Genomic DNA, 24,373 nt, shown 5'->3' on the forward strand with positions numbered 1-24,373 from the left:
ACATCGAACTCCGAATACGACAGCAACTCACCCTCAAACGACAACGCCACCGCTCCCGGCGACACCGCCACCCGAGCATCGAACAACGACACCAACGTGCCATCCGCAACCACACACTCAGTGGCATTCCACCCCGACAGCGAGAGCGCCCGCTCGGCCTCGGTGGTGACGGTCAGATCCCACACCCGCTCGGTCGGGTCCGCGGCGAGGAACTGATCGAAGAAGGCGAGGAACCGGGCGTGGTGCGCCTGGGCCTGCTCGTCCGTGTACAGGTTCGGGTTGGTCTCGAAGTCGATGTGAGTGCGAGTGCCCGCAACGCTCTGATAGAAGTTGACCGCCAGGTCTTCGACCGTGCCGGTGGACAGGATGTGGAACTGACCGGTGACCGAGCCGAGGGTGACCTCGTTGTGGAAGAGCATGATGTTGACGAGCGGGCCGAGCAGGTCACGCTGCATGTTCCCGGACGCGGAGTCGCGGCGGATGTCCTCGTGTCGGTAGCGCTGGTGCCGTAGCGCACCCGAGACCGCGATCTGCACGGACTTCAGCAGGTCGGCAACCGTGGTGTCGACTCCGACGCGCAGCCGCAGCGGAACCACATTGGAGAGCATTCCACCCGAATGGCGCATGAGCGCAGTGGTCCGGGCAGTGACGGGCAGGCTGAGGATGACCTCCTCGGAATCCGTCATCTGGGCCAGGTAGCCGGCAAAGGCCGCGATCAGCATGGCCGCCGGAGATGAATTCTGTTGCGCCACAGCGTTATCGAGATGCAAGGCCGAGGAGTCCGACAGGGCCGCGCTGGCCACTCCGTTCACCGAGGCGGGCGCCGCGGTACGGCCGCTGAGGCTGGTGCCCTCCTCCATTCCTGCGATGCGCTCGGCCCAGTACTCGCTGTCGCTCACGAAACGGGTGCTGTCCCGGTAGGCGACCTCTGACTCATAGATGCTGCGCAGGGTGCTGGCCTTCGCCGTCGGCAGCTCACGCCCCTCCAACAACGCCGAATACAGCTCGGCGGTCCTCGTCATGTAGGCCATCGCACCGAATCCGTCCAGGGCGATGTGGTGGACCCGTGAGTACCAGAGGTACCGCTCGTCCTCGATCTGGAGCACCGCCGCGGTGATCAGTCGATCCACGAGCAGGTCGATCGGCCTGCTGTACTCGGCCCGCATCCACTCGTGAGCAGCCAGCTCCGGGTTGTTGCTTCCACGGAAGTCGATCAGGACCAGGTGATCCTCGATCGAGAAGTCGACGACCTGATAGGGCCGCCCGTCGATCTCGGTGAGACGAAGGTAGCCCGTTTCGATCTCGCGCGAGCCGATCTCCATGGCGCGCTCCAGAAGGGCCGCGTCCAGGTGACCGTGCACGTCGACGTACTGCGCGATGTTGATCGGAACGTCCGGGTCGACGTGCTGGGCGTACCACATACCGAGCTGGGCCGGAGAGAGCGGAAAGGTGTCCGACGTGTCCGTTGCGCCGCCCAGGGGACCGCCGCCGCTCGCTACTGCGCCCACCTCGATGGTGGGTTGTTCCCGACGCGGATCCGTGCCCTCGTTGTCGACTCCGTCATGCATGTTCGGCTTCAACTGATACCTCATTTTCCGGAACGCCGCGGAGTCCCAAACAACCACTTGAGTCCGTCAGTCCGAGCCCATGAGCCTTCAACGGCAGACGAAGGACATACGAGGACGCAAGTCAGATTCGACAAGGAAGGAACCGCATCGCCGAGAAGCGCGAGCGGGTACGGGTGCGCAGTGTGCGCACAGAGAACTAACGTCTGGTCATGCGACCTGTCATGTGGTCACACAACTTCCCGCGGTCCGCGCAATCGCCGAACTGCGACGAGGTCTCAACCTCATCGTGAAGGTCACCGAAGTAGCCCCCTGCGCACCGAGTACATGGATCCACCCTGCGCTCATTGATCGCCCTCCCGAGGAACAATCACGCCGTCACAAAGCGACAACGTCCCGAAATCGCGGCGAGATCTGCCCGCGCCGCAGGATGTAATCTACATCTCAATCAACACCGGTTACGCGCTTTTGGACTTTCTTCTAACAAGCGTCCAAGACTTCGCCCCGAATGCCGCCTCTCTCGAGCCTCGACGGCGCACCCACGGGACGCTGACGGATACATCGACCCAGGTCAGGAGCTATTCGCCGACCGGGAACTCGCCTTGTGCGGTGGTCACAGCGGGATTGTGATTCGGTCACAGACCGTGACCTTGGCGCACGATCTGGTCATCCCGTCACATCCAGAACGGCGATCACCTTGGTCGGACGGACCCGCACCACCAACTCCCCCGGCACGCCGTTCCGGCGGCCGAACTCCTGCGCCCGGTCCCGCCCCATGTACCGGCCACCGATCGCCGTCGCGATCCGGATCAGTTCCTCGGGATCCTCGGTCACGGACGCCACCCCCTGCACCTGAACGAAGGCATACGGGGGTTGTTCGAGGTCGACGCAGATCACCACTCGGCCGTCGCGCACCACCGCGCGCCCCTTGGCGGAGGTGGCGCCGGTGTTGAACACCAGATCGTCACCGTCGACGACGAACCACACCGGACAAACCAGTGGGCGGCCGTCGGACGCGGTGAATCCGAGCTTGCCCGTCCGGGTACCCGCGGTGAGGAATTCGCGAACCGCGGGATCGGCCAGAGTCGTCATCCGCGGGAGGTTACGCGGTCGGGGCGGGCCGCGCGAGACTCAGGCGCGGTATCCGTCGGTGCCCGCCCTGGCCATGACGAGATTCGGGACGACGGCCCGCGACGAGAGCCGGAGCAGCGCGTCCACCATCTCGACGACATCGTCGACCTCGAGCATCGCCCCCGGCGGTACCTGCTCGTGGGTCCAGGCGCTCATGTCGGTGTTCACGAACGCGGGCGAGATGGTCGTGGCGCAGACGCCGTTGCCGGATTCCTCGGCGTTCAGGGTGGCAACCAGCGAGATCAGCGCCGCTTTTGTCGCACCGTAGGCCGCGAGGCCCTGCTCTGCGTACACCCCGGTGATGGATGCGAGCGCGACGATCTTGGCACCGCGTCCGGGGTCCGTGGCTGCACCCGCCCGCAGCATCGGTAGCGACTGCTGGATCAGCTGGAAGGGCGCGCGGAGGTTCACCGCCAGGGTCTTGTCGAATCGGCGCAGCGGGAAATCCCCGATCGCACCGGCGGTTCCGACGCCGGCGTTGATGATCAGCGCGGTCATCGCACCGAACCGCTCCGCGTGGACGGAGGTGACCTCCGCGATGTCGGCCTCGTCGGCCATGTCGCCGGCGATCGACACGACCTCGGCCGCCCCCGCCGCCCTGAGGTCACGTTCGACGACGCCCAGCCGCTCCGCATCCCGAGCGGTGATCGTCAGCGAGTACCCGAGCTGGGCAAGACGATTCGCGATGCCGAGCCCGATTCCCCGCGACGCACCGGTGATCAGCGCGGTCCGGTTCCCTCCGCCGCTCACAACGTCGCTCCCTTCAGTGCCCGCAGCCCCGCCGCGATGAACTCGGGTGTCGCCTCGGCGGCCCGCACCGCGCCGGCGCCGGAGTCCGAACCCTGCAGCGCGCGATGGGTGATCCCCTCACCGATCACGCCCAACTTGAAGTTGGCGAGTGCGAGGTAGAAACTCCAGTCGCCGAGGTCGCGGCCCGACGCGACGGCGTAGCTCTGCGCCAGCGCATCCGCCGACGGCAGCCGATCGCTGGTCCAGGCCGCCTGCGACCCGAGCACCAGGTCGAAGACCGGATCTCGGTAGACACACATCAGGGCGACGTCGGTCAGGGGATCACCCAGTGTCGACATCTCCCAATCCACCACCGCCCGGACCTGCCCGGGGTCACGCGAATCCAGGATCGTGTTGTCGATCCTGAAGTCTCCGTGCACGATCGAGGCTGCCGAGGTCGCGGGCATGGCATCGGCCAGCGCAGCATGTAGGACCGCCACGTCGGGCAGTTCCCTCGTCTTGACGCGCTCCCATTGCCCGGCCCACAGCTTCACCTGCCGGGCGACGAAACCGTCCGGCCGCCCGAAGTCGCCGAGGCCGACCGCGCGATGGTCCACCGCGTGCAGGTCGGCCAACACCCGCACCAGCGCGCCCACGCTCGCGTCGACCTGATCGTCGGACAGCGCCGCGAGATCGGACTGGTCCCGGATCACCGTGCCCTCGACGAACTCGACCACGGTCATCGGCGCCCCCAGCGTCGAACCGTCCGCATCGAAGGCGACGGTCCGAGCCACCGGTACCGCCGTGCCCTGCAGCGCCGAGGTCACGGCGTACTCGCGAGCCATGTCGTGCGCGGACGGGGTCAACCCACTGGTCGGGGGTCTGCGGACCACCCACGACGACCGGTCGTCCCAGGCCTTGAAGGTCAGGTTGGATCGGCCCCCGCTGATCAGCTCGACCTGCAGTTCGCCGGACAGCTCGATCCCATTGTCGTTCAGGAACTTCTGCAGCGCAGCGATGTCCATTCCGGGAAGGCTCACCGTGCGTCCCTCATCTCTCGCTTGGCCGACCCGACGACGCGCTTGGCGATGGCCCAGCGGTGCACCTCGGAGGGACCGTCGTAGACCCGGAACGGTCGGACCTCACGCGAGAGCCGGGCCAGCGGCAGGTCGCCGGACACTCCCATGCCGCCACACATCTGCATGCTGCGGTCCACGATCCGGAAGATGGCCTCGGCCGCGTAGGTCTTCGCGATCGACGTCGCGTTCGATGCCGACTCGCCGCGGTCGAGTTCCCAGCACGCCCGCACCAGTAGCGCTCGGGTTGCCGCGATATCGATCTCGTTGTCCGCCACCATCTTCTGGATCATGCCGAGGTCTCCCAGCCTGGATCCGAAACCCTCCCGCTGCGCCACCCGGGCGACCGCGACGTCATGCCCCCGGCGCGCGGCGCCCAGCCACCGCATGACGTGCGTCATCCGGGCCGGGCCGAGCCGCACCTGGGCGTACTCGAATCCGCGGTCGACCTCGCCGAGCACCGCGTCGTCGGCCACGAGGAGATCCTCGAAGAAGACCTCACAGTGTCCGCCGATCATCGCGCGGTCCAGCGTGTCGATGTGCCGTCCGACCCGGATCCCGGGACTGTCGGCAGGCGCCAGGAACATCGTGGCCCCGCCGCGCTGACCGGGTTCCCCCGAGGTGCGCGCCATGATGATGAAGAAGCCGGCGCCGTCGGCGCCCGTGATGAACCACTTGTGCCCGTTGATCCGCCAGCCGCCGTCCGCGCGGACCGCTCGGGTGGTGAGCGCCGACGGGTCCGACCCGGCCCCGGGTGCCGGCTCCGTCATCGCGAAGGCCGACCGGACGTCCCCGTGCGCCAGCGGTGCGAGGAACCGCTGCTTCTGCTCCGGGTTGGCGATGTGCGCCAGCATGTGGACGTTGCCCTCATCGGGCGCCGCGATGTTCAGCGCGGTGGGGCCGAACAACGAGTAGCCGGCCTCCTCGAACACCGGCGCACGATCCGACATGTTCAGCCCGTGCCCACCGAACTCGATCGGGGCATGGGGGGCGAACACACCGGCATCCTTGGCGGCCCGCTGCATGCCGATCCGCAGCGCGTCACCACCCGCGGCCGTGATGTCGCCCGCGTGCTCGTCCTCGATGGGGAGGATGACGTCGCGGGTGAAGGCCCTGGTGCGCTCGATCAGAGCCTGCACGTCGGCGGAATAGGTCAGATCGATCGACACACTCGCTCCTCCTGCGAACACGTGGCCGAGCGATCGCTCGGCTGGTGGCCACTGCACAATTGCACAGGCCCAACTGTCTGTCAACGGAGTTCGACTGATGAGTCCTGCTAGCATGTTCAGAATTACTGAACCGAATGGAGTGAGTTGACCACACCGGAATCCCTGCCCGCGGCGATCAGGCGGGCCCGCCGGTCGGCGGGCCTGACGTTGCGCGAGCTCGCGCGACTGCTCGAGGTCAGTCCGGCCACCGTGAGCGCCATCGAGAACGGCAAGACCGGCATCTCGGTCGGCCGGCTCCATGCCGTGGCCGAGGCGCTCGGCACCACCACCGCACAGCTGATGGGCGAGCCCGGCCCCACCTCCGCCCGAGGAACCTCCGCCGCGGACCGCCGAGTGCGCACGTCCCGGCGCGAATCCCCAGGAACGGCGACGACAGCTGCACACTCGACGGGCGACTGGCGCGTGTTTCCCGCACTGAACATCGATCCGGTGCTCGGAGCGGCGATCGACTCGTTCGTCGAGACCGGATATCACGGCGCGACGATGCGGTCGATCGCGGCACGGGCCGGCATGAGCGTGCCCGGCGTCTACCACCACTACCGGGACAAACAGGAGCTACTGGTGCGGGCGCTCGATCTCACGATGGACGAGCTGCACTGGCGGGTGCGCGCGGCCAGGGACGAGGGTGCCCACGGAATCGAACGCGTCGGCCTCATAGTCGAGGCACTCGCGCTGTATCACACGCACCGCCGGGAACTCGCGTTCATCGGGGCCAGCGAGATGCGCAGCCTCGAACCGGCGAACCGCGCGCGGATCACGGACTCCCGCAATCAGATCCAGTATCTTCTCGACGCCGAGATCGATGCCGCGATCGCGGAGGGGAGCCTCACGACCCGATACGCGCGGGACGCCGGACGGGCCATCTCGACGATGTGCACCTCACTGCCCCAGTGGTTCCGGATCGACGGGCCGTCCTCGCCCGAGCAGATCGCCGCGGAGTACGCGGGCTTCGCACTCGACCTGCTCGGGCGAGACCACGGGGAGGGTTAGAGACCCTGCCGTGAATGCTCGTTGCGCGGCTGGCCGGCCATGTCCGAGTTGGGCCGCGCCTCGGCGACCAGGGCGGGGATGACCTCGCCGAGCTCCGCCGGATCCCAGCGGGCGTTCTTCGACACCCCGGGTCCGGCCACCCAGGTCTCCGCGACGCTGATCGAGCCGCCGTGCACGTTGAAGACCCGGCCGGTGATGCCGTCGGATTCCGGCGACCCGAGCCAGACCACGGTGGGCGAGATGTTGGCGGGGGCGGCGGCATCGAAGCCGGTGCGCTCCTTCTCGGCCTCCATCGCCGCGACGAATCCCTCTAGCCCGGCGGTCATCTGGGTGAGGGCCGTGGGCGCGATCGCGTTGACGGTGACGCCCAGCCGGGCGAGCTCGTCGGCGAGGATCACGGTGAAGGCCGCGATGCCCGCCTTTGCCGCGCCGTAGTTCGCCTGGCCGATGTTGCCGTACAGCCCCGACGGCGAGGAGGTGTTGATGATGCGCGGGTGCGCGACCGGGGTGCCCGCCTTGTGCTGCTCGCGCCAGTAGGCGGCGGCGTGCTGCGAGGGTGCGAACGTCCCTCGCAGGTGCACCCGCATGATGTCGTCCCACTGGTCGACGGTCATGTTCACGAACATCTTGTCGCGCAGGATCCCCGCGTTGTTGACGAGCACGTTGAGCGTGCCGAAGGTGTCGATCGCGGTGCGCACCAATCGGCCCGCACCGTCGAAGTCCGAGATGTCGTCCTTGTTCGCGACGGCCTCACCGCCGAGAGCCTTGATCTCCTCGACGACCGCCTCGGCGGGCCCGAGGTCGTTGACGACCACCTTGGCTCCCTGCCGAGCGAACTCGAGCGCATGCTCGCGTCCGATGCCACCCGCGGCGCCGGTCACGATCACGACGCGTCCCTCGTTGATGCCCATCCGTGCAACTCCCTCGCAGCTTGTCGGTCAGTCCCGCGGCCAGCTGAGGCCCTGTCGTTCCTCGATCTGTTCGTTCAGCCGCCGCAACAAGGTAACCAGATCCCGCCGATCCCTCTCGTCCCAATCCGCGACGAGAGAGTTGATGCCCTCGACGTTGCGTTCCCGGTCCGAGCGCAATGCGCGAAGTCCCGCGTCCGTCGGCCGGAGCCTGCGGGCCGTGCCGCCGAGCGGGTCGGGAATCCGCTCGGCCAGCCCCTGGCGGACGAGCGCGGCGGTCTGGCGATTGACGGTGGAGACGTCGAGGCCGAACGAATCAGCGAGTTCCTTCAGCGTCATCGGCTCGCTGATCTCGAGCCGGTACAGCAGCAGGTACGCGGATCGGTCGAGCGCCTGCTGCTCCAGCCAGCGCTTGGTCACCAGCGTCGTGTGGCGGGCCATGAGGGTGATCTCACGCTCCAGCCCACGCCCCGGGTCGATCTCCTCGGATTCCATCGCGGTCATCCTCGCATCACGCCGCATACTCCCGCCTGTTGTGCACGATACATACCATGTGTACCGTACACATTCGTTGCCTTCTTCGAACTCGATCAACGAATAGAACACATAGAGATGAGGTCCGTCGTGACCAATGCGGCCACCAGCACGGCACGGCGCACCCGTTCCCACACCCGGATCCTCGCCACGCTGGCGTTCTCCGGCATCGTGGTCTCGCTCATGCAGACGCTGGTCGTCCCACTGATCCACGTGCTGCCCGAACTGCTGAACACCTCGGCCTCCACCGCTTCGTGGGTCATCACGTCCACCCTGTTGGCCGCTGCGGTCGTCACGCCGGTGGCCGGCCGCCTCGGCGACATGTTCGGCAAGCGGCGGATGATCCTCATCAGCATGGCTTTCCTGGTCGCCGGATCGGTGGTGTGCGCCCTGAGCGAGACGGTTCCGCTGGTGATCATCGGGCGCATCCTGCAGGGCGCGGCCACCGGCGCGATCCCGCTCGGCATCAGCATCCTGCGCGATGAACTACCCGCGCAGAAGGTCGGCGGCGCGATCTCGGTGATGAGCTCCACGATGGGTGTCGGCGGCGCGATCGGCATGCCCCTGGCCGCCGCGACCGCACAGAACTTCAACTGGCACATACTGTTCTGGGCCTCCGCCGCGCTGGGCACACTCGTCGCGGTCGCGGTCGCGGTCCTGGTCCCCGAATCGCCCGTCCGCAATCCGGGACGGTTCGACTACGTCGGCGCTGCGGGACTCGCGGCCGGGCTCGTCTCGCTCCTGCTGGCGATCACGAAGGGCGGCGAGTGGGGCTGGACCAGCACCACCACCCTCGGCCTGCTCGGTGTGGCGCTGATCGTGTTCCTGGCATGGGGTGCCGCCGAGCTGCGTATCGCAGAACCCCTCGTCAACCTCCGCGTGTCCGCCTCCCGCCCGATCCTGCTGACCAACATCGCGTCGATCATGACCGGATTCGCAATGTACGCAACGTCGTTGACGGTTCCGCAATTGCTGCAGTCACCTCCGGAGACTGGATACGGACTCGGCCAGTCGATGGTCATGGCCGGGTTGTGCATGGCGCCCGCCGGAATCGTGATGATGCTGCTCTCCCCGGTCTCCGCCCGCATCACCAACCGGTACGGCCCGCGGACCACGCTGATGGTCGGCACCGTCGTCATCGCGGGCGGCTACCTGATCGGGGCCGCGCTGATGAACGAGGTCTGGCAGATCGCGCTCGTCTCGACCATCATCGGCGCGGGAATCGGTATCTCGTACGCGGCCATGCCCGCGCTGATCATGCGCTCGGTCCCGCTGCACGAGACGGCGGCGGCGAACGGCCTGAACTCGCTGATGCGCATGGTCGGCACCTCGTTCGCGAGTGCCGTGATGACCGTCGTGCTGGCGAACATGACGATGCCGTTCGGACCGACCGTGGTGCCGACACACCGGGCGTTCGTGGCGACGTTCCTGATCGGCGCCGCGGCCGCACTGCTGGCGCTGCTCATCGCGGCCTTCATCCCGCGACGGGTTCCGGCGGCCGTCGTCGGCTCCGCGTCGACCGTCGAGTTGGAGCCCGAACCGGCCCGCTGACGGCTCCGGCACTCGCGGCGTCACTCACCACTCGGGCATGAGTTCGTGTTGCCGCTCGGCGACCATCTCGCGGATCGCCTGCATCACGGTCACGGCCGCCGGTCTGCGCAGACGCCGGGGCGCCAGGCACGCGGTGAACTCGAGGGTGATCGCCACGTCGGACTGCAGCACCCGGTGCAGGGTGGGTTCGCGCTCGGCAACGAATGCGGGTAGCAACCCGATGCCCGCGCCGGCCAGCGTCGCGGCCGTCTGCGCCTGCACGCTCGTGGACCCGAAGCTGACCTGGTGGCTGCCGGTGAGTCGGGTCAGGACATCGAGATCCTCCACCCGCAGGAGTCCTTCGATGTAGTAGACCAGCGAGTGGCCCGACAGCTGTTCGAGCGAATCCGGCAGCCCCCGTTCGTCCCGGTATTCCTCGGATGCATACAGCCCCAGCCGGTAGTCGGTGAGCTTCTCCGCCCCCGGTCGACCGAAGACCGGCTCCCCGACCCCGATCTCGATGTCGGCTCCGACCCCGTACGCGCTCAGCCGCGTCTGCGTGACGATCTCGACGAGCAGATCCGAGTTGATCCTGTGCAGTTCTGCCAACAGTGGTGCAACGAAGTACGAGCCGAAGGCGTCGGTCGTCGCGATCCGCACCAGGCCGGACAGCTCCCGTTCCCGTGGCGTGGTGCTGGCCAGATCCCGCACCTCGGTCAGCGCCGACTCGATCTGCTCGCACGACTTGAGCAGGCTGTGGCCGAGATCGGTCAGCTCACACCCCTGAACACCTCTGACGATGACGGGAGCGTGCAGCTCGGCTTCGAGCGCCGACATCCGGCGCGAGACCGTCGCGTGGTTGAGCCCGAGGGCCGACGCGGCGCCGACGAGTGAGCCGCATCGAGCGATCTCCAGCAGCACCACGAGGTCGTCAGCGCGCACGGTCCGCTCCCATCACGTCCGCAGCTGTGCAGACCTGCACAGCTTGTGTGCCGAAAAGGGCCTTTTCTGGATTTGTAACCTAGCTCACTCTTGTCCGCACGGCCCACCGAGGTTTCTCGCCGGGGCACTCGAGACGGAAGGCACCAGCATGAAGGTCTGTTGGATAGGTCTGGGCAACATGGGGTTGCCGATGGCCGGACACCTGCGCGATGCAGGCCACGACATCGTCGGCTTCGACCTGTCCCCCGGCGCCAGGTCCGCCGCTTCGGCGGCGGGCGTGCCGACGGCAGATTCCGTGGAGACTGCGGCCGACGGTGCCGACGTCGTGTGCACGATGCTGCCCAAGGGGGAGCATGTCCGCGCCGCATTGCTCGATTCCGGCGTCCTCGACATCTCGAACCCCGAAGCGCTGGTCATCGACTGCTCCACGATCAGTGCCACCGACGCCCGCGACATCGGCTCGGCGGTCGCCGCGACCGGGCGCCGATTCCTCGACGCCCCCGTGTCGGGCGGCACCACGGGCGCACAGAACGGAACCCTCACCTTCATGGTCGGCGGCGCCCGGGCGGATCTCGAGGCGGCCCGGCCTCTGCTCGAGGCCATGGGCGCGAGGCTGTTCCACGCGGGCGAGCTCGGCGCGGGCCAGAGCGCCAAGATGGTGAACAACATGATGCTCGCGATGAACATGCAGAGCACGTGTGAGGCCGCGGTCCTCGCGCAGCGACTCGGCATCGACCCGCAGACCGTGATCGACATCGCCGGGGTGTCCACCGGCGACAGCTGGGCGCTGCGCAACTACTACCCCGTCGCCGGCGCCGTCGACGCCGCGCCGTCGAGTCGCGACTTCGCCGGCGGTTTCGCTGTCACCCTGATGCGCAAGGACCTCGGGCTCGCGCTCGACGCCGCCGCCGTGCACGGCATCGACGCCACCGCCACGGCCGAGGTGGCCCGCAGGCTCGAGCGCCTCATCGACGAGGGCCGCGGCAGTCTCGACTTCTCGGCGTTGATCCAGCTGGTCGACGGCACGGTCGGCGCGGGTGGTGCCCGATGACCACGCAGCTGAGCCCCACGGACGAGGCCGCGCCCCGGCAGCAGACGCCGCGCGGCTTCCACCGGATCGTCGCCGCGTCCATGGCGGGCACGGTCGCCGAGTGGTACGAGTTCTTCCTCTACGGCATGGCCGCCGCGCTCGTCTTCGGCGACGTGTTCTTCAAGTCGACAGGCAACCCGCTCGACGGCGTCATCGCCGCCCTGCTCACCTACGCCATCGGGTTCGTCGCCCGCCCGATCGGCGGCATCCTCTTCGGGCACTACGGCGACAAGTTCGGCCGCAAGAAGCTGCTCCAGGTCTCGCTGCTGATGATCGGCGTCTCCACCTTCCTCATCGGCACCATCCCCAGCTTCGACCAGATCGGTTACGCAGCACCGGCGATCCTCGTCCTGCTCCGCTTCGCGCAGGGCATCGCCATCGGCGGCGAATGGGGCGGCGCGGTCTTGCTCGTCGCAGAGCAGAGCCCCGACAACCGCCGCGGATTCTGGTCCAGCTTCCCGCAGGTCGGGGCCCCGCTCGGCAACGTCCTGGCCACCGTGGTCCTGCTCGTGCTGTCGTTCGCGCTGCCCGAGGAGGCGTTCCTGTCGTGGGGCTGGCGCCTGGCCTTCTTCTTCTCCGCGTTCATCGTGCTGATCGGCTGGTTCATTCGCACCAAGGTGGAGGATTCTCCGATCTTCCGGGAGATCTCACACGAACAGCCCCAGGCCGAGAACACGTGGAAGGCAATCAAACGCGTCTTCCGGGCGCGCCCCCGCGAGGTGCTGACCGCGATGGGTGCCCGGGTGATCGAGAACATCCTCTACTACATGGTGGTCACGTTCTCGCTGACCTACCTGAGCGTGCACCTGAAGGTGGACACCTCGACGATCCTGACGCTGATGCTGCTCTCGCACATCGTGCACGCGGGCATGATCCTGCTGTTCGGGTGGATGTCCGACAAGGTCGGCCGTCGGCCCGTGTACCTGGTCGGCGCGATGCTCGCCACCGGCTACTGCTTCGTCGCCTTCCCGCTGATGGACTCCGGATCCAACGCACTCATCCTGTGCGCCATCACCATCGGGCTGATCATCCACGCCATCATGTACGCCCCGCAGCCGGCGATGATGGCCGAGATGTTCCCGACCCACATGCGCTACATCGGGGTCTCGCTGGGCGCCCAGGTCACGGCGATCTTCGCCGGCTCGCTCGCCCCGGTCATCTCCACGATGCTGCTGCGCGCCTACGGCAGCTGGGTTCCGATCGCCGTCTACGTCGCGATCGCCGGCCTCATCTCGATCGTCGCGGTCCTGTTCATGCGCGAGACCAAGGGCTCCTCGCTCACCGTGCTGGACGACGAACACCGCGCCCGCTTCGGCACCTCCCTCTGATTCCCCACAACACATTTCGAAAGGTAATTCTCATGCGCACCATTCCCCATTGGATCAACGGCTCCCCCGTCGCGGGCGGCTCCGACACCATCGACGTGACCAACCCCGCCACCGACCAGCCGATCGCGACCGTGCCGATGGCCGACAGCGCCACCGTTGCCGCCGCGATCGCCGCTGGCGTCGCCGCGTTCGACGGATGGTCGCAGACCCCGCTGTCGCGGCGCGCGCAGGTGCTCTTCCGATTCCGTGACCTGTTGCTGGAGAACCGCACCGACCTGGCCGCGCTGATCACCGCCGAGCACGGCAAGACCCTCGACGATGCAGCGGGAGAGATCTCTCGCGCCGCGGATTCGATCGAACTGGCCTGTGGCGGACCGGCACTCGTGCGCGGCGGCACCTCCCTGCAGACCGGGCCGAACATCGACACCAAGTCGGTCCTGCACCCACTCGGCGTGTGCGTCGGCATCACCCCCTTCAACTTCCCCGCGATGATGGGCATGATGATGGTCTCGGTCGCGCTGGCCTCGGGAAACACCTTCATCTGGAAGCCCAGTGAGCAGGACCCCGGCGTCTGCGTCCGGATCGCCGAGCTGTTCACCGAGGCGGGGCTCCCCGACGGCGTGCTGAATGTCGTGCACGGCCGCCAGGACACCGTCGAACACCTCATCGACGACAAGGACACCGAGGCCGTCGCATTCGTCGGCTCCAGCAAGGTCGCGCACATCGTGTACTCCCGCGCCGCGGCGGCGGGCAAGCGGGTGCAGGCGTTCGGCGGTGCCAAGAACCACATGATCGTGATGCCCGACGCCGACCTCGACGTGGTGGCCGACCAGCTCACCTCCGCCTGCTTCGGCGCGGCGGGCCAGCGCTGCATGGCGATCTCGGTCGCAGTGGTGGTCGGCGAGAGCGCCGAGCCGCTGCTGGAGAAGTTGCAGGTCCGAGCCGGGCAGGTGCGCCTCGGCGCGGGTGAGGCCAATGGCACCGAGGTCGGTCCGGTGATCAACCGGCAGTCGCAGGAGCGTATCCAGGCGGCGGTCAAGGAGGCCATCGCGGGCGGTGCCCGCGCCGTGGTGGACCGTAGCGCCGAGGCCGTCCCGGGGTTCGAGAGCGGCTACTTCGTCGGGCCGACCGTCCTCGCCGACGTCGAGGTCGCCTCGGCCGCCTACCAGGAGGAACTGTTCGGTCCCATCTTGGTCGTGATGCGCGTCGACTCGCTGAACGAGGGCCTCGAGCTGATCAAGAACCACCGCTATGGCAACGGCGCCTCGATCTTCACGCGGGACGGCGCCGCGGCGAACGAGTTCGAGCGCCGCGCGTCGGCCGGAATGATCGGCGTCAACGTCGCCATCCCGGTCCCCGTCGCCGCGTACGCCGTCCAGGGTTGGAAGGATTCCGCGTACGGCGACACCGGGCTGAACAACGCGTCGTGGAGCTTCTACACCCGGCCGAAGTACGTCACCTCCCGCTGGGACAGCGTCGCGGGCACCGATTTCGGATTCCGCCCGAACTGACGTACGCCCCGCGCCGTGGTCGATGCCTCCCCCTCCACGGGGAGACATCGACCGCGGCGCGTCGGTCGACGTCCGCAATAGAGCACTGATGACCTGCCACTGTGCTTACGATGTGCGGGTGGCCACCGTCATCGCCGGGCCGGCCGCACGGTTTGCCCGACGAAGCACTGTCGCAAGCACCGGTCCGCGTGCACGGCACGCGGCGGGTTGCTGGCTCGTGGTCGCGTGTGCGGTGTTCGCCGCCGGGTGTTCGAACGGCACGGAAACGCAGCACAGGCCCATTGCGCTGGATCGGGTCGTCGCCGACGGCCAGCTCCCCTGGACCGATCGGCTGCTACCTCCGCAGATCCCCACCGTGGTCCCACCCGGTCCGCCCGGTGCCGACCTGCCGCGCGCGGGTGCGAGCCTCCACGTCCCAGGGGACCGGGTCGGGCTGTACGGCGGGAGCCCCGACCGCGTCCTGTGCGACCGGCAGCGCCTCGTCGACGACCTCGAGGGCGATCCCACCAAGGTCGCGGCCTGGTCGGCGGTCCTCGACGTCGACGACGTGCGAAGTTACGTACGCACCCTCACGCCCGTGCTCCTGCGCGGGGACACGAGAGTGACCAATCACGGTTACAGCGGACGCCGCGCCACGTCCTACCAGTCGGTGCTCGAGGCCGGGACCATCGTCTTGATCGACGACCGCGGGACACCGAGGGTGCGGTGCGCGCGGGGAAGCCCGCTGATCGATCCCTACCCGGGGTCGGAGCCGGCCGCGGAGGACCCGTGGTCCGGATTCGACGCCGATCGACTGATGGTCGTGCAACCCGCACAGCAGCCGATGGCGCAGGTGACGGTCGTGGACCTGATGACGGGTGGTCTGGTGGCCGTCCCGATCGGGGCGGGACCACAGCAGCCCGCGGACCGACCCGGCGCGCCGCCTCCGATGCCCCCGCCCCCGCCCCCGCCTCCGGTGCCGGCGCCGCAACTCGAGCCGCTCGCGGTGGCACCGCCTCCCGTCCAACGCCAGGCGCCCGAGCCGCCGCCACCACCGGAACCGCCCCCGGCGCCCGAACCGCCGCCACCACCCGCACCCGTTCCGGTGGCCCCGCCGCCACCACCGCCGCAGATCCAGGTACAGATACCGGGCCTGCCGCCGCTGGTGATCCCGATCCCCTGATGCCCGGCGGTCCCGATTCCCACGGACCGGATACCGGATGACCGCGGGCCTTCGGTGCTAGGACAACACCTCGACGAGGGTGGTCTCGGTGTCGCCGATCATGTACTTCTCGATCGCGTCGAGGTGCTTGCGCCAGAATTCCTGAGCTGCGGCGGCGTCGCCCTGACGCAGGAGCCCGAGCAGCTTGAGATAGGCACGGTGGGCGGCGAGAGCGGCGGGCCGCTCGTTGCCGCCGCCGTGCGCGGCGATGAACAGGGCGTTGTGCGCGTCGATGATGTGCACCAGCATGCCGCCGAGCACGGCCAGCGTCTGGTTCCCGGCGAGGTCGATGAGCGCCTGGTGCACATCGACGTCGTGGCGCGCGAACCCCGCCGAGTCCTCCACGAGGTCGGCGCCCGCCTCGATCAGTTCCGCGAACGTGACGAGCGCATCGCCGTGATTGCCGTCGGCGAGCATGCCCACCGCGGACACCTCCAGCGACGCCCGCGCCCGGTACACGTCGACCAGCGGCGTGCCCTGGTACTGGAGCAACAGGCCGGTGTACCGCGCGGCCACCGATGCGTCGGGCGCGAGCACCCGGGCGCCACCGTGCGCGCCGCGCAGGACCGTGATGATCGACTCGGATTCGAGAATTCGGAATGCCTCGCGCAACGTCGGCCGCGACACCCCGAACTGCTCCATGAGCACGGCCTCGTTGGGCAGCGGGTCGCCGACTTCGAGTTCCCCGATGATGATCCGCCGCCGCAGATTGGCGGCGACCAACTCACCGGCCTTCGGCACCCGGACCACCGTCGACTTCATTCCGGACGTCACTCTCACCCCTCGCTCCTTTTGGGTCACGCCCCGCGCTGACCAGGACGGATGACCGATCAAGGGTACAAGAGTTGACCGAATTGCTTGTTACCCGCTCTCCTCCTGCTCGCCCGACGAGAGATAGGCACGCTGCACCGCGTCCAGGTCCGCGCCGATCTCGGCGGCCGTCCCCTCCAACATCACCTGACCGCGACGCATCACGTACACCCGGTCCGCGACCCGCAGGACCTGACGAACGTGCTGCTCGACCAGCAGGACCCCGAGGTTCTGGGTGTCCGCGGCAGCCCGCACCACGCCGAGAAGGCGTGCGACGATCTGTGGTGCCAGCCCGAGCGAGAGTTCGTCCGCCAGCAGCAGCCGCGGGTTCCTGGCCAGCGCCCTGGCCAGGGTGAGCATCTGCTGTTCGCCGCCGGACAACAGTCCGGCCGGGCGCCCGAGCAGTGCCCGCAACTCCGGGAACATCGCGCATGCGGCGTCGGCGCTGACACCGGCCAACCGCAGGTTGTCCGCGGTCGTCAGCCCCATGATCACCGACCGCTCCTCGGTGACGTAGCTGAGGCCGCGCCTCGCCAGGGTGGCGAGCGGCGCCCGCTTGTCGGAGCCGAGCACGGACACGCGGCCCGAGATCGGCGCCAACTCGCCCGCCACCGTCAGCATGGTGGTGGACTTGCCCGCGCCGTTGGCTCCGATGAGCGCCACCACCTCCCCTGAACGCACGGTGATGTCGAGGCCGCGGCACACGACGGTCCCGCCGTACCCGGCGCTGAGCCCCTGGCATTCGAGCACCGCCGTGGACGGCACCGCCCTTTCCTGGGTGATGGTCATCGCGCTGCCTCCGTCGTCTCGTCGTCGGTACCCAGGTAGGCGTCGCGGACCGCCGGGCTGGCGGCGATCTCGTCCGGCGTGCCTGCCGCGATCACCCGGCCCGCCTCGAGCACCACAATTCGATCGCAGGTGGACATCACCAGCCCCATGTCGTGTTCGACCAGCAGCACCGCGGCGTTCCGCTCGACCGCCAACTGCCTGATGCACAGCGCCAACTCACGGCTCTCCGCATCGTCCAACCCCGCGGCCGGCTCGTCGAGCAACACGGCCGACGGCCCGGAGGCGACGGCCCTGGCGATACCCACCAATCGCCGCCTGCCGTATGACAGTTCACCGGGAAGCGAGCCCAGGTCCCCCTCCAGCTCGAAATCGCGCACCGCGGTGGAGGCGCTCGGCGAGAGCGGATGACGCCCCGGCCGGATCAGGTCCGTCAGCCAGGTGCGCCACGTCGATTCGTCGGCGCCCGCGTGGATGTTCTCGGCGACGGTGATGTCCTCGAACAGTTCGAGGGACTGGAAGGAGCGACGCAGTCCACCCTTCGACCGCTTCGCGGTCGACCATCCGGTGATGTCCTGGTCACCCAGCGTCACCTGCCCCGCCGCGGGGCTGACGAATCCGGTGATCGCGTCGATCACCGTCGTCTTGCCCGCGCCGTTCGGCCCGATCAGGCCCACCACCTGACCCGGTTCCACCGCGAGGTCGACCCCGTCGACGGCGGTGACCCCACCGAACCGCACGGTCAGGCCCCGCACGGAGAGCGGCGTCGGCGCGGCGGTCCCCAAGGTGGTTTCGGCCGAGAGCTCGGGTGCCCGAACGGGCACGCGCCGTGGCAGCGACCGCATCCAGGGCAGCCTCCTGATCGCCGCACCCACCCGGGACGCCATGTCGGCGATGCCGTTCTGATTGGTCAGCAGGATGACGATGAGCACGATCCCACCGATCAGCGTCGAGATCGCGCCGGTGGCGGAGCTGCTCTCCACCAATCGGCTGAACAGGGCGCCGGGGGCCATCAACGCCCCGATGACGCCACCGAGAACGAATCCGAGTCCGCCGGTCACGGCCTGCACCACGGCGTTGATCGACGCGAACACGTTGAACTCCAGGTAGGTGACCGCGGTGTTGCGCAGGCCCAGCAGGATGCCGCCGACGCCCGCCAGCCCCGCCGCGAGCGCGAACGCGTAGATCTTCACCGCGAACACGCTGATGCCGAGGGAGGCCGCCGCGCGTTCGTTGGTGCGGACCGCGATCAACCGCCTGCCGGTCCGCGACCGCCGCAGGTTCGCCACCATCAGCCCGCACAGGACCAGCACCACCAGGCACAGCAGGGCCCACCGCTCCGGGTACTCGGTGGCCGTCACCTCGAATCCGAACAGGCTCAGCTCCCGGATCCGCACCGCCCCGTCGATCTTGTCGCCGGTGAAGGTCGGATTGTTGAAGACCATCTCCTGGATCGTGAACCCGAGCCCGAGGGTGACCACCGCCAGGTTCACCCCGCGGGTGCGCAGTGCGGGTAGCGCGAAGAGGACGCCGATCGCGATCACCGACGCGACGCCGACGACCGCGGCCGGGATGAGCGGCCAGCCGGCCTGACCGACGAGCCTCGCGGTGAACAGGGCGCCGAGCCCGCCGACCGTGTACTGGGCGAGTGAGAGCTGCCCGGCGAATCCGGTGAGCACGACCACCGACAGCAGGATCACCGCCGCCGCGAGGGTCAGCGTCAGCGAGCGCAGCCAGTCGCCGCTGAAGGCGATGACCACGACGGCGAGCGTTCCGACCACCACGGCCAGTGTGCGCCAATGGATCTGACCTGAACCCAGCCGCGGCATCCGTTCCGAGATGTGACTGCGCAGCGGCAGACCCTTCCCGCGTACGACGAGCACCACGAGGATGACCAGGAAGGGCACCGCGCGGTTGATGCCCGTCAGCGTCTCCAACCCGAACAGGTCGCGGATGCGATCCTGGTACAGCACGACCAGGCTCTCCCCCACGCCGAGGAGCAGTCCTCCCAGCAGGGTCAGCGGGAACGACTTGAAGCCGCCGAGCAGGGCGGCGGCCAGCGCGGACACCGTGACGATGATGATGAAGGCGGTGGGGGTGAGACCGGTGAGCGGAGCCACCAGGATTCCGGCCGTACCCGCCAGCGCGCCGCCCACGGTCCAGGTCAGTGCGGCCAATCGCTGGGGTGACCACCCGAGCGCGGCCGCGGCCCGCTCGTTCTCTGCCGCCGCCGTGATCGCCAGGCCGACCCGGGTGTATCGCGTCAGCCCCCAGAGAACGGCGGTCATACCGACCGCGATACCCAGCAGGATGAGCCGATCCTGCTGCACCACGACATCGCCCCAGTGGTAGGCGTCATTCGGCAGGAACGCCCGCACGCGAATGGATTTGGTCCCGTAGTACTGCTGCACCGCCGCCTGCAAGATGACGAGCAGACCCAGGGTGGCGGCCAGCCGGACGATCGGTGCGGCACCCGCCAGCCACCGCAGGACCAGCACCTGGAACAGCAGCCCGATGAGTCCGGCCACCAGCACGGCGACCGCGAAGGCCGCGGGTAACGACCAGTCGTATTCTCCCCGAAGAGTTTCCAGACACAGATAGGCGGCGACCATCGCGATGGCACCCTGGGCGAAGTTGACCACCCCGGATCCGCGATAGACCAACACCACGCCGTGCGCCAACAGTGCGTACGCCGAGCCCGCGCCGAGGCCGAGGATGGCGAACTGCAGGAATTCAGTCATTGGACTCTCTCCGTGGACTCGGGCGCGGTCCCGGCGTCACCGCCGGGACCGCGCCTGCCGTACTACTGACCGCGCAGGTCGTACTGCTTGGGATCGGTGATCACCGTGTCACCGTCGAACTTCATCCGGTACATCATCGAGTTCGACACCCGCTGGAAGATCCCGAACGGTTCCACCGCACCCGGGGTCCAGTTCGGAACCAGGCCCAGCATGTCGAGGTCCTTGGCGGTCTCGAAACCCTGCAGCACGGTGTTGGCGTTCACGGAACCGAGCCCCTCGGCCACCTGACTGAACGCGCGCACCGAGAGCCACGAGAACAGTTCCGTGCCGGCGAGATTCTCCCGTTCGAGGCCCTGCTCACCCGAGGCCTCCATGTCAGCGAGGAACGGCTCGAGCCCGGGGAAATCGTCGGTGCTCGACGATGGCGCGGGGATCGGGCTCGTGTACACCGCACTGGTGGCGAAGGCACCCAGATTCTGCAGATCGGCCTGAGTGAACGAGGTGGCCGCGTTGCCGAAGCTCAGCTTGGAGCCGAGCTGGTCGAAGGACTCCGCGATCTGGTTGGACTCGTTGGCGGTCAGGGCCATGATCACGCCCTGCGCGTCGTTGCGTTCGGCGGCGACGACGAACTGGGTGTAGTCGGTGGCACCGGCGCCGACCGCGACCTCGTTCACGATCTCGGCGCCCTTGGCCTGCACGGCCGGCCCGAGCAACTGGATGAGCATCGCCGCGACCGGGACGTCGGGGCGCATCAGCGAGAGCTTCGTCTTGCCCTCGGCGACAAGGGTGTCCACGAGCCCGTAGAGCGTCAGCAGCGAGCCGGAGAACGGGGTGAACACGTTGGGCGCGGTGAAGTCGGCGATGTTCATCGGGTTCAGGCCGATGCGCGGGATCCCCGCGGTCTGGAGGATCTGCGACACCGACTCCGCGGAGGTGGGCGTGAAGTCCGCGAGGGTGGCGACCACCCCCTCCGAGACCATCTTGTTCGCGCAGTCGACTTCCTTGTTGGGATCACCCGCCGAGTCGCATTGGATCAGTTCGAGCGGGCGGCCGCCGACGCCGCCGCGGGAGTTCAGCGCGTCGATGGAGGCGGTCATGCCCGCGGCCTGGGTGGCGACGGACAGTCCGGCGGATTCGATGGGAACGATCTGCCCGACCTTGATCGGCTGACCGGTGGCGGCACCCTCCGTCGATTCGGCGCCGCTGTCCCCGCCACAACCTGCTGCAACGAGGCTGACTGCGGCGAGTGAGGCGAGTGCGGGGGCAAGTCTCTTCAATTTCACAGTGCGTCCTTCGAGGTAGGCAGCGAGTTGGCAGGAGCGTATGGGAATGCGCCGGGCAATTTCCGGCGAACGGGGTTTTTCGTTGCACCCTGCGACGGATTTCTGTCCAGCCCTGTTCCCACCCGGTGATCACCGGATCGGGCGCGTCACGGCCCGACGGCCCGCCTGGCCAGTTCCACAAGGGCCCCGACCACCTCCACACCGCCGACCAGTTCGGCATCGTTGTGCCCCGCCCCTGGCAGTGCGACCCGAACGACAGGTCCCGCGACGCTGTCGGCCACCCGCTCACTGTGGTCGGGCGGGACGATGGTGTCGGCGGTCCCGTAGACGACGGTCGTGGGCGCATCGATCCGTGCGACGGACTCCGCGACCGGGAAGCTGTCCCACAACAGGAGCCGGACCGGCAGAAACGGGTAGTGCCGCTGACCGAGCGTGGCAAGGTCGACGAACGGCGAGCGCAGCAGCAGGCCCGCCGGGCGGTGTTCGGCCGCGAGCTCGGTGACGACGCCCGTGCCCAGACTCTCGCCGAAGTACAGGAGCCGATCCGGCGGCACCGCCCTCTCGTCGACGAGGTGGTGGCGGGCGGCCCGGACATCGCGAGCCAGCCCGTCCTCGCTGGGACGCCCGGGGTTGCCCCCGTACCCGCGGTAGTCGAAGAGCAGCGTCGCGAACCCGGCCCCGGCCAACGCGCGGGCGAGCGGGGCACGATCCGCCCGGTTCCCCGCATTGCCGTTCGCGACGAGAACCGTCACGCCGCGGTCCGCGCCGGTCGGAGGCACGTACCACGCGCCGAGCCGGAGACCGTCGGAGGTGGTCAACCAGACGTCCTCGGCGCCGTCGAGCACCTGCTCCGCCGGCCCCGGCGCGGCGCCGTCCGGGAGGTAGATCAGCCGACGCTGACACACCCACAGAACGACGAGGATCAGGGCGACCACGACCACCGCGACGAGCGCGGTCCGGACGACCCACGCACCAGGGGCCATGCCCCCAGTCTTCACCCTCGGGTCGAGCCGCACACCCGACGCGGGGTCAGCGCTTCTGCCGGAGATACCAATCGATGAGCTCGGGGGCGTCGATCGCGCTGCGGTCCACGATCCGGTCCGCGTCGGCGCCCTGGAACATCCGCTTGATCGGCACCTCCAGCTTCTTGCCGGTGCGGGTGTGCGGGACGCCGGGCGCCACGATGATCTCGTCGGGAACGTGGCGCGGTGAGGCCTGCTCACGGATGGTCGACTTGATCCGGTCCTCGAGCGCGGCATCGAGCACGGCCCCGTCCGCGAGCACCACGAACAGCGGCATCCAGTACCCGCCATCCGGCTGCTCGGCCCCGATGACGAGCGCCTCGGTGATCTCGGGCAGTCGCTCGACGGCCTGGTAGATGTCGGCGCTGCCCATCCGGATTCCGTTGCGGTTGAGCGTCGAGTCCGAGCGACCGTGCATCAGCACGCTGCCCCGCTCGGTGATGGTGATCCAGTCGCCGTGCCGCCACACCCCGGGGAAGTCGTCGAAATACGCGTCGTGATAACGCTTTCCGTCGGGGTCGTTCCAGAATCGGATCGGCATCGACGGCATCGGCTTGGTGATGACCAGTTCCCCGACGTCGCCGCGGATGGGCACGCCACCCTCGTCGTAGGCCTCGAGCGCGACCCCGAGGAAGGGCGCCGAGAGTTCGCCCGGCCAGACCGGGACGGTGCGCGCGCCGCCGATGAATGCGGAGACCACGTCGGTGCCGCCTGTGATGGAAGCCACTGGAACCCCGACGTTCTCGGCGATCCACAGCGAGGACGACGCCGGCAGGGTCGACCCGGTGATCCCCACCGTGCGAAGCGCGCTCAGGTCGTGGTCGCGGCGCGGGACCACACCGGCCTTCGCGCAGGCGAGCACGTAACCCGGACTGGTGCCGAGCACGGTGGCCCGGTGCCGCGCGGTGAGCGCCCACAGCGAATCGACGTCCGGGTAGCCCGGGTTGCCGTCGAAGCAGACGATGGTGGCGCCGACCAGCAGCCCGGCGACCTGGAAGTTCCACATCATCCAGCTCGGGCTGGTGTACCAGAAGAAGGTGTCCGCGGGCCCGATGTCCATCTGCAGGGCAACCGATTTCAGGTGCTCGAGGACCACGCCGCCGTGCCCGTGCACGATGCCCTTCGGCAGCCCGGTGGTGCCCGAGGAGAACACCACCCAGAGCGGATGGTCGAAGTCGACGTCCACCGGTTCGAGCGGCGCCTCGCCCGCGGTCGCCGCCACCCACGACACGACGCCCTCGGGCGCACCGCCCTCGGGGTCGGCGGCCGCACCGAGCCGCGGCACCAGCACGGTCGTCGTCAGGCTCGGCATCCCGGCCCGCAGTTCGGCGATCGAGTCGAGGCGGTCGTGCTGCTTGCCGCCGAAGCGGTAGCCGTCCGCGGTGATCAGCACCGACGGTTCGAGCTGACCCAGCCGGTCCAGCGCGGCCGGGGCCGAGTAGTCCTGGCCGCAGGCCGCCCAGATCGCGCCGAGGCTCGCCGTCGCGAGGAAGGCCACGACGGCCTCCGGGATGTTCGGCAGGTACCCGACCACCCGGTCGCCCGGACCCACGCCGTTCGCCCGCAGGGTCGCGGCCAGCGCACCCACCTGCCTGCGCAGCTCCGCCCACGACACGGTGACGTCCTCGGATGCCGTCTCACCGGAGTAGACGATGGCGGGCCGGTCCGAGCGCTCGTTGCGCAGCACCTGGTCCACGTAGTTGAGCCGGACCCCGGGGAACCACACCGCACCGGGCATCCGGTCCTGCGCGAGCACCTCGCCGACCGGCGTCGCGGACCTGATCCCGAAGTAGTCCCAGACCGACCGCCAGAAATCGTCGAGATGGTCGACCGACCACCGCCACAGCGAGTGGTAGTCGGGCAGCGACACCGAGTACTCCCGCTCCACCCACGAGGCGTAGTCGGTGATCCGGGCGTTCCGCACGTCGTCGCGTGTCGGTTCCCACTGCGGCTGAAGCGATTCCATG

Annotated in this window: 20 protein-coding genes; 6 read left to right on the forward strand and 14 right to left on the reverse strand. The window is 68.6% G+C overall.

The features are described from left to right. The 5 genes from ACFQS9_RS14100 to ACFQS9_RS14120 form a co-directional block, all read right to left on the reverse strand. A partial coding sequence (locus ACFQS9_RS14100; protein WP_378405667.1) for a condensation domain-containing protein occupies positions 1–1,568 on the reverse strand: 1,568 nt, incomplete at its 3' end. A gap of 663 nt (positions 1,569–2,231) precedes the next feature. After that, positions 2,232–2,657 carry a PPOX class F420-dependent oxidoreductase gene (locus tag ACFQS9_RS14105; protein ID WP_378405669.1) on the reverse strand — a complete coding sequence of 142 codons (426 nt, stop codon included), beginning with the start codon at positions 2,655–2,657 and terminating at the stop codon, positions 2,232–2,234. A gap of 39 nt (positions 2,658–2,696) precedes the next feature. Beyond that, complete coding sequence (locus ACFQS9_RS14110) at positions 2,697–3,446, reverse strand: SDR family NAD(P)-dependent oxidoreductase (RefSeq protein WP_378405671.1); 750 nt, start codon at positions 3,444–3,446, stop codon at positions 2,697–2,699. Further along, positions 3,443–4,450, reverse strand: coding sequence for a phosphotransferase family protein (locus ACFQS9_RS14115; RefSeq protein ID WP_378406498.1), 1,008 nt, complete (start codon positions 4,448–4,450; stop codon positions 3,443–3,445). Before ACFQS9_RS14115 ends, ACFQS9_RS14110 begins: the two co-directional genes overlap by 4 nt. Before the next feature lie 11 nt (positions 4,451–4,461). Then, positions 4,462–5,670 carry an acyl-CoA dehydrogenase family protein gene (locus ACFQS9_RS14120; protein WP_378405673.1) on the reverse strand — a complete coding sequence of 403 codons (1,209 nt, stop codon included), beginning with the start codon at positions 5,668–5,670 and terminating at the stop codon, positions 4,462–4,464. Between the two features lie 144 nt (positions 5,671–5,814). Between ACFQS9_RS14120 and ACFQS9_RS14125 the strand changes: the two genes are divergently transcribed. Next, the gene (locus tag ACFQS9_RS14125; protein WP_378405675.1) at positions 5,815–6,720 is read left to right on the forward strand and encodes a TetR-type transcription factor C-terminal domain-containing protein; all 906 of its coding nucleotides are present in this window, start codon (positions 5,815–5,817) and stop codon (positions 6,718–6,720) included. On the opposite strand, the gene ACFQS9_RS14130 is transcribed toward ACFQS9_RS14125, so the two are convergent. Together ACFQS9_RS14130 and ACFQS9_RS14135 are read right to left on the reverse strand one after the other, a co-directional pair. Further along, positions 6,717–7,631 (reverse strand): SDR family oxidoreductase, encoded by a 915-nt coding sequence (locus ACFQS9_RS14130; RefSeq protein WP_378405677.1) that lies wholly within the window; start codon positions 7,629–7,631, stop codon positions 6,717–6,719. The genes ACFQS9_RS14125 and ACFQS9_RS14130 overlap by 4 nt on opposite strands. 27 nt (positions 7,632–7,658) lie before the next feature. After that, positions 7,659–8,123 carry a MarR family winged helix-turn-helix transcriptional regulator gene (locus tag ACFQS9_RS14135; RefSeq protein ID WP_378405678.1) on the reverse strand — a complete coding sequence of 155 codons (465 nt, stop codon included), beginning with the start codon at positions 8,121–8,123 and terminating at the stop codon, positions 7,659–7,661. A 117-nt stretch (positions 8,124–8,240) separates the two neighbouring features. On the opposite strand from ACFQS9_RS14135, the gene ACFQS9_RS14140 reads away from it, so the two are divergent. Then, positions 8,241–9,713: an MFS transporter gene (locus tag ACFQS9_RS14140; RefSeq protein WP_378405680.1), complete on the forward strand. Its 1,473-nt coding sequence runs from the start codon at positions 8,241–8,243 to the stop codon at positions 9,711–9,713. A 24-nt stretch (positions 9,714–9,737) separates the two neighbouring features. Here the strand turns inward: ACFQS9_RS14140 and ACFQS9_RS14145 are convergent, their stop codons facing one another. Next, positions 9,738–10,634: a LysR family transcriptional regulator gene (locus ACFQS9_RS14145; RefSeq protein ID WP_378405682.1), complete on the reverse strand. Its 897-nt coding sequence runs from the start codon at positions 10,632–10,634 to the stop codon at positions 9,738–9,740. Between the two features lie 148 nt (positions 10,635–10,782). On the opposite strand from ACFQS9_RS14145, the gene mmsB reads away from it, so the two are divergent. The 4 genes from mmsB (at position 10,783) to ACFQS9_RS14165 (ending at position 15,725) form a co-directional block, all read left to right on the forward strand. After that, positions 10,783–11,685 carry a 3-hydroxyisobutyrate dehydrogenase gene (gene mmsB / locus ACFQS9_RS14150; protein ID WP_378405684.1) on the forward strand — a complete coding sequence of 301 codons (903 nt, stop codon included), beginning with the start codon at positions 10,783–10,785 and terminating at the stop codon, positions 11,683–11,685. Continuing rightward, positions 11,682–13,052: an MFS transporter gene (locus tag ACFQS9_RS14155; RefSeq protein WP_378405686.1), complete on the forward strand. Its 1,371-nt coding sequence runs from the start codon at positions 11,682–11,684 to the stop codon at positions 13,050–13,052. Before mmsB ends, ACFQS9_RS14155 begins: the two co-directional genes overlap by 4 nt. Before the next feature lie 32 nt (positions 13,053–13,084). Beyond that, positions 13,085–14,563 carry a CoA-acylating methylmalonate-semialdehyde dehydrogenase gene (gene mmsA, locus ACFQS9_RS14160; RefSeq protein ID WP_378405688.1) on the forward strand — a complete coding sequence of 493 codons (1,479 nt, stop codon included), beginning with the start codon at positions 13,085–13,087 and terminating at the stop codon, positions 14,561–14,563. Positions 14,564–14,681: 118 nt separating this feature from the next. After that, on the forward strand, positions 14,682–15,725 hold the full coding sequence (locus tag ACFQS9_RS14165; protein ID WP_378405690.1) for a DUF6777 domain-containing protein: 1,044 nt from the start codon (positions 14,682–14,684) through the stop codon (positions 15,723–15,725). Positions 15,726–15,782: 57 nt separating this feature from the next. Here ACFQS9_RS14165 and ACFQS9_RS14170 read toward each other — a convergent pair whose 3' ends face one another. The 6 genes from ACFQS9_RS14170 to ACFQS9_RS14195 all read right to left on the reverse strand — a co-directional run bounded on the left by ACFQS9_RS14170 (position 15,783) and on the right by ACFQS9_RS14195 (position 24,372). Next, positions 15,783–16,526 carry a FadR/GntR family transcriptional regulator gene (locus tag ACFQS9_RS14170; protein WP_378406499.1) on the reverse strand — a complete coding sequence of 248 codons (744 nt, stop codon included), beginning with the start codon at positions 16,524–16,526 and terminating at the stop codon, positions 15,783–15,785. Positions 16,527–16,625: 99 nt separating this feature from the next. Further along, positions 16,626–17,363: an ABC transporter ATP-binding protein gene (locus tag ACFQS9_RS14175; protein ID WP_378405692.1), complete on the reverse strand. Its 738-nt coding sequence runs from the start codon at positions 17,361–17,363 to the stop codon at positions 16,626–16,628. Beyond that, entirely contained in the window at positions 17,360–20,101 is a 2,742-nt protein-coding gene (locus ACFQS9_RS14180; RefSeq protein ID WP_378405694.1) for an ABC transporter permease subunit, read from the reverse strand. Before ACFQS9_RS14180 ends, ACFQS9_RS14175 begins: the two co-directional genes overlap by 4 nt. 62 nt (positions 20,102–20,163) lie before the next feature. Beyond that, positions 20,164–21,384: an ABC transporter substrate-binding protein gene (locus ACFQS9_RS14185; RefSeq protein ID WP_378405696.1), complete on the reverse strand. Its 1,221-nt coding sequence runs from the start codon at positions 21,382–21,384 to the stop codon at positions 20,164–20,166. 146 nt (positions 21,385–21,530) lie between these two features. After that, entirely contained in the window at positions 21,531–22,367 is an 837-nt protein-coding gene (locus ACFQS9_RS14190) for an alpha/beta hydrolase (RefSeq protein ID WP_378405698.1), read from the reverse strand. A gap of 46 nt (positions 22,368–22,413) precedes the next feature. Next, positions 22,414–24,372, reverse strand: a complete 1,959-nt coding sequence (locus tag ACFQS9_RS14195; protein WP_378405700.1) for an acetoacetate--CoA ligase — start codon at positions 24,370–24,372, stop codon at positions 22,414–22,416. Position 24,373: the final 1 nt, after the last annotated feature.

This window comes from Rhodococcus daqingensis (assembly GCF_042665615.1).
Lineage (GTDB): Bacteria > Actinomycetota > Actinomycetes > Mycobacteriales > Mycobacteriaceae > Rhodococcus_G > Rhodococcus_G daqingensis.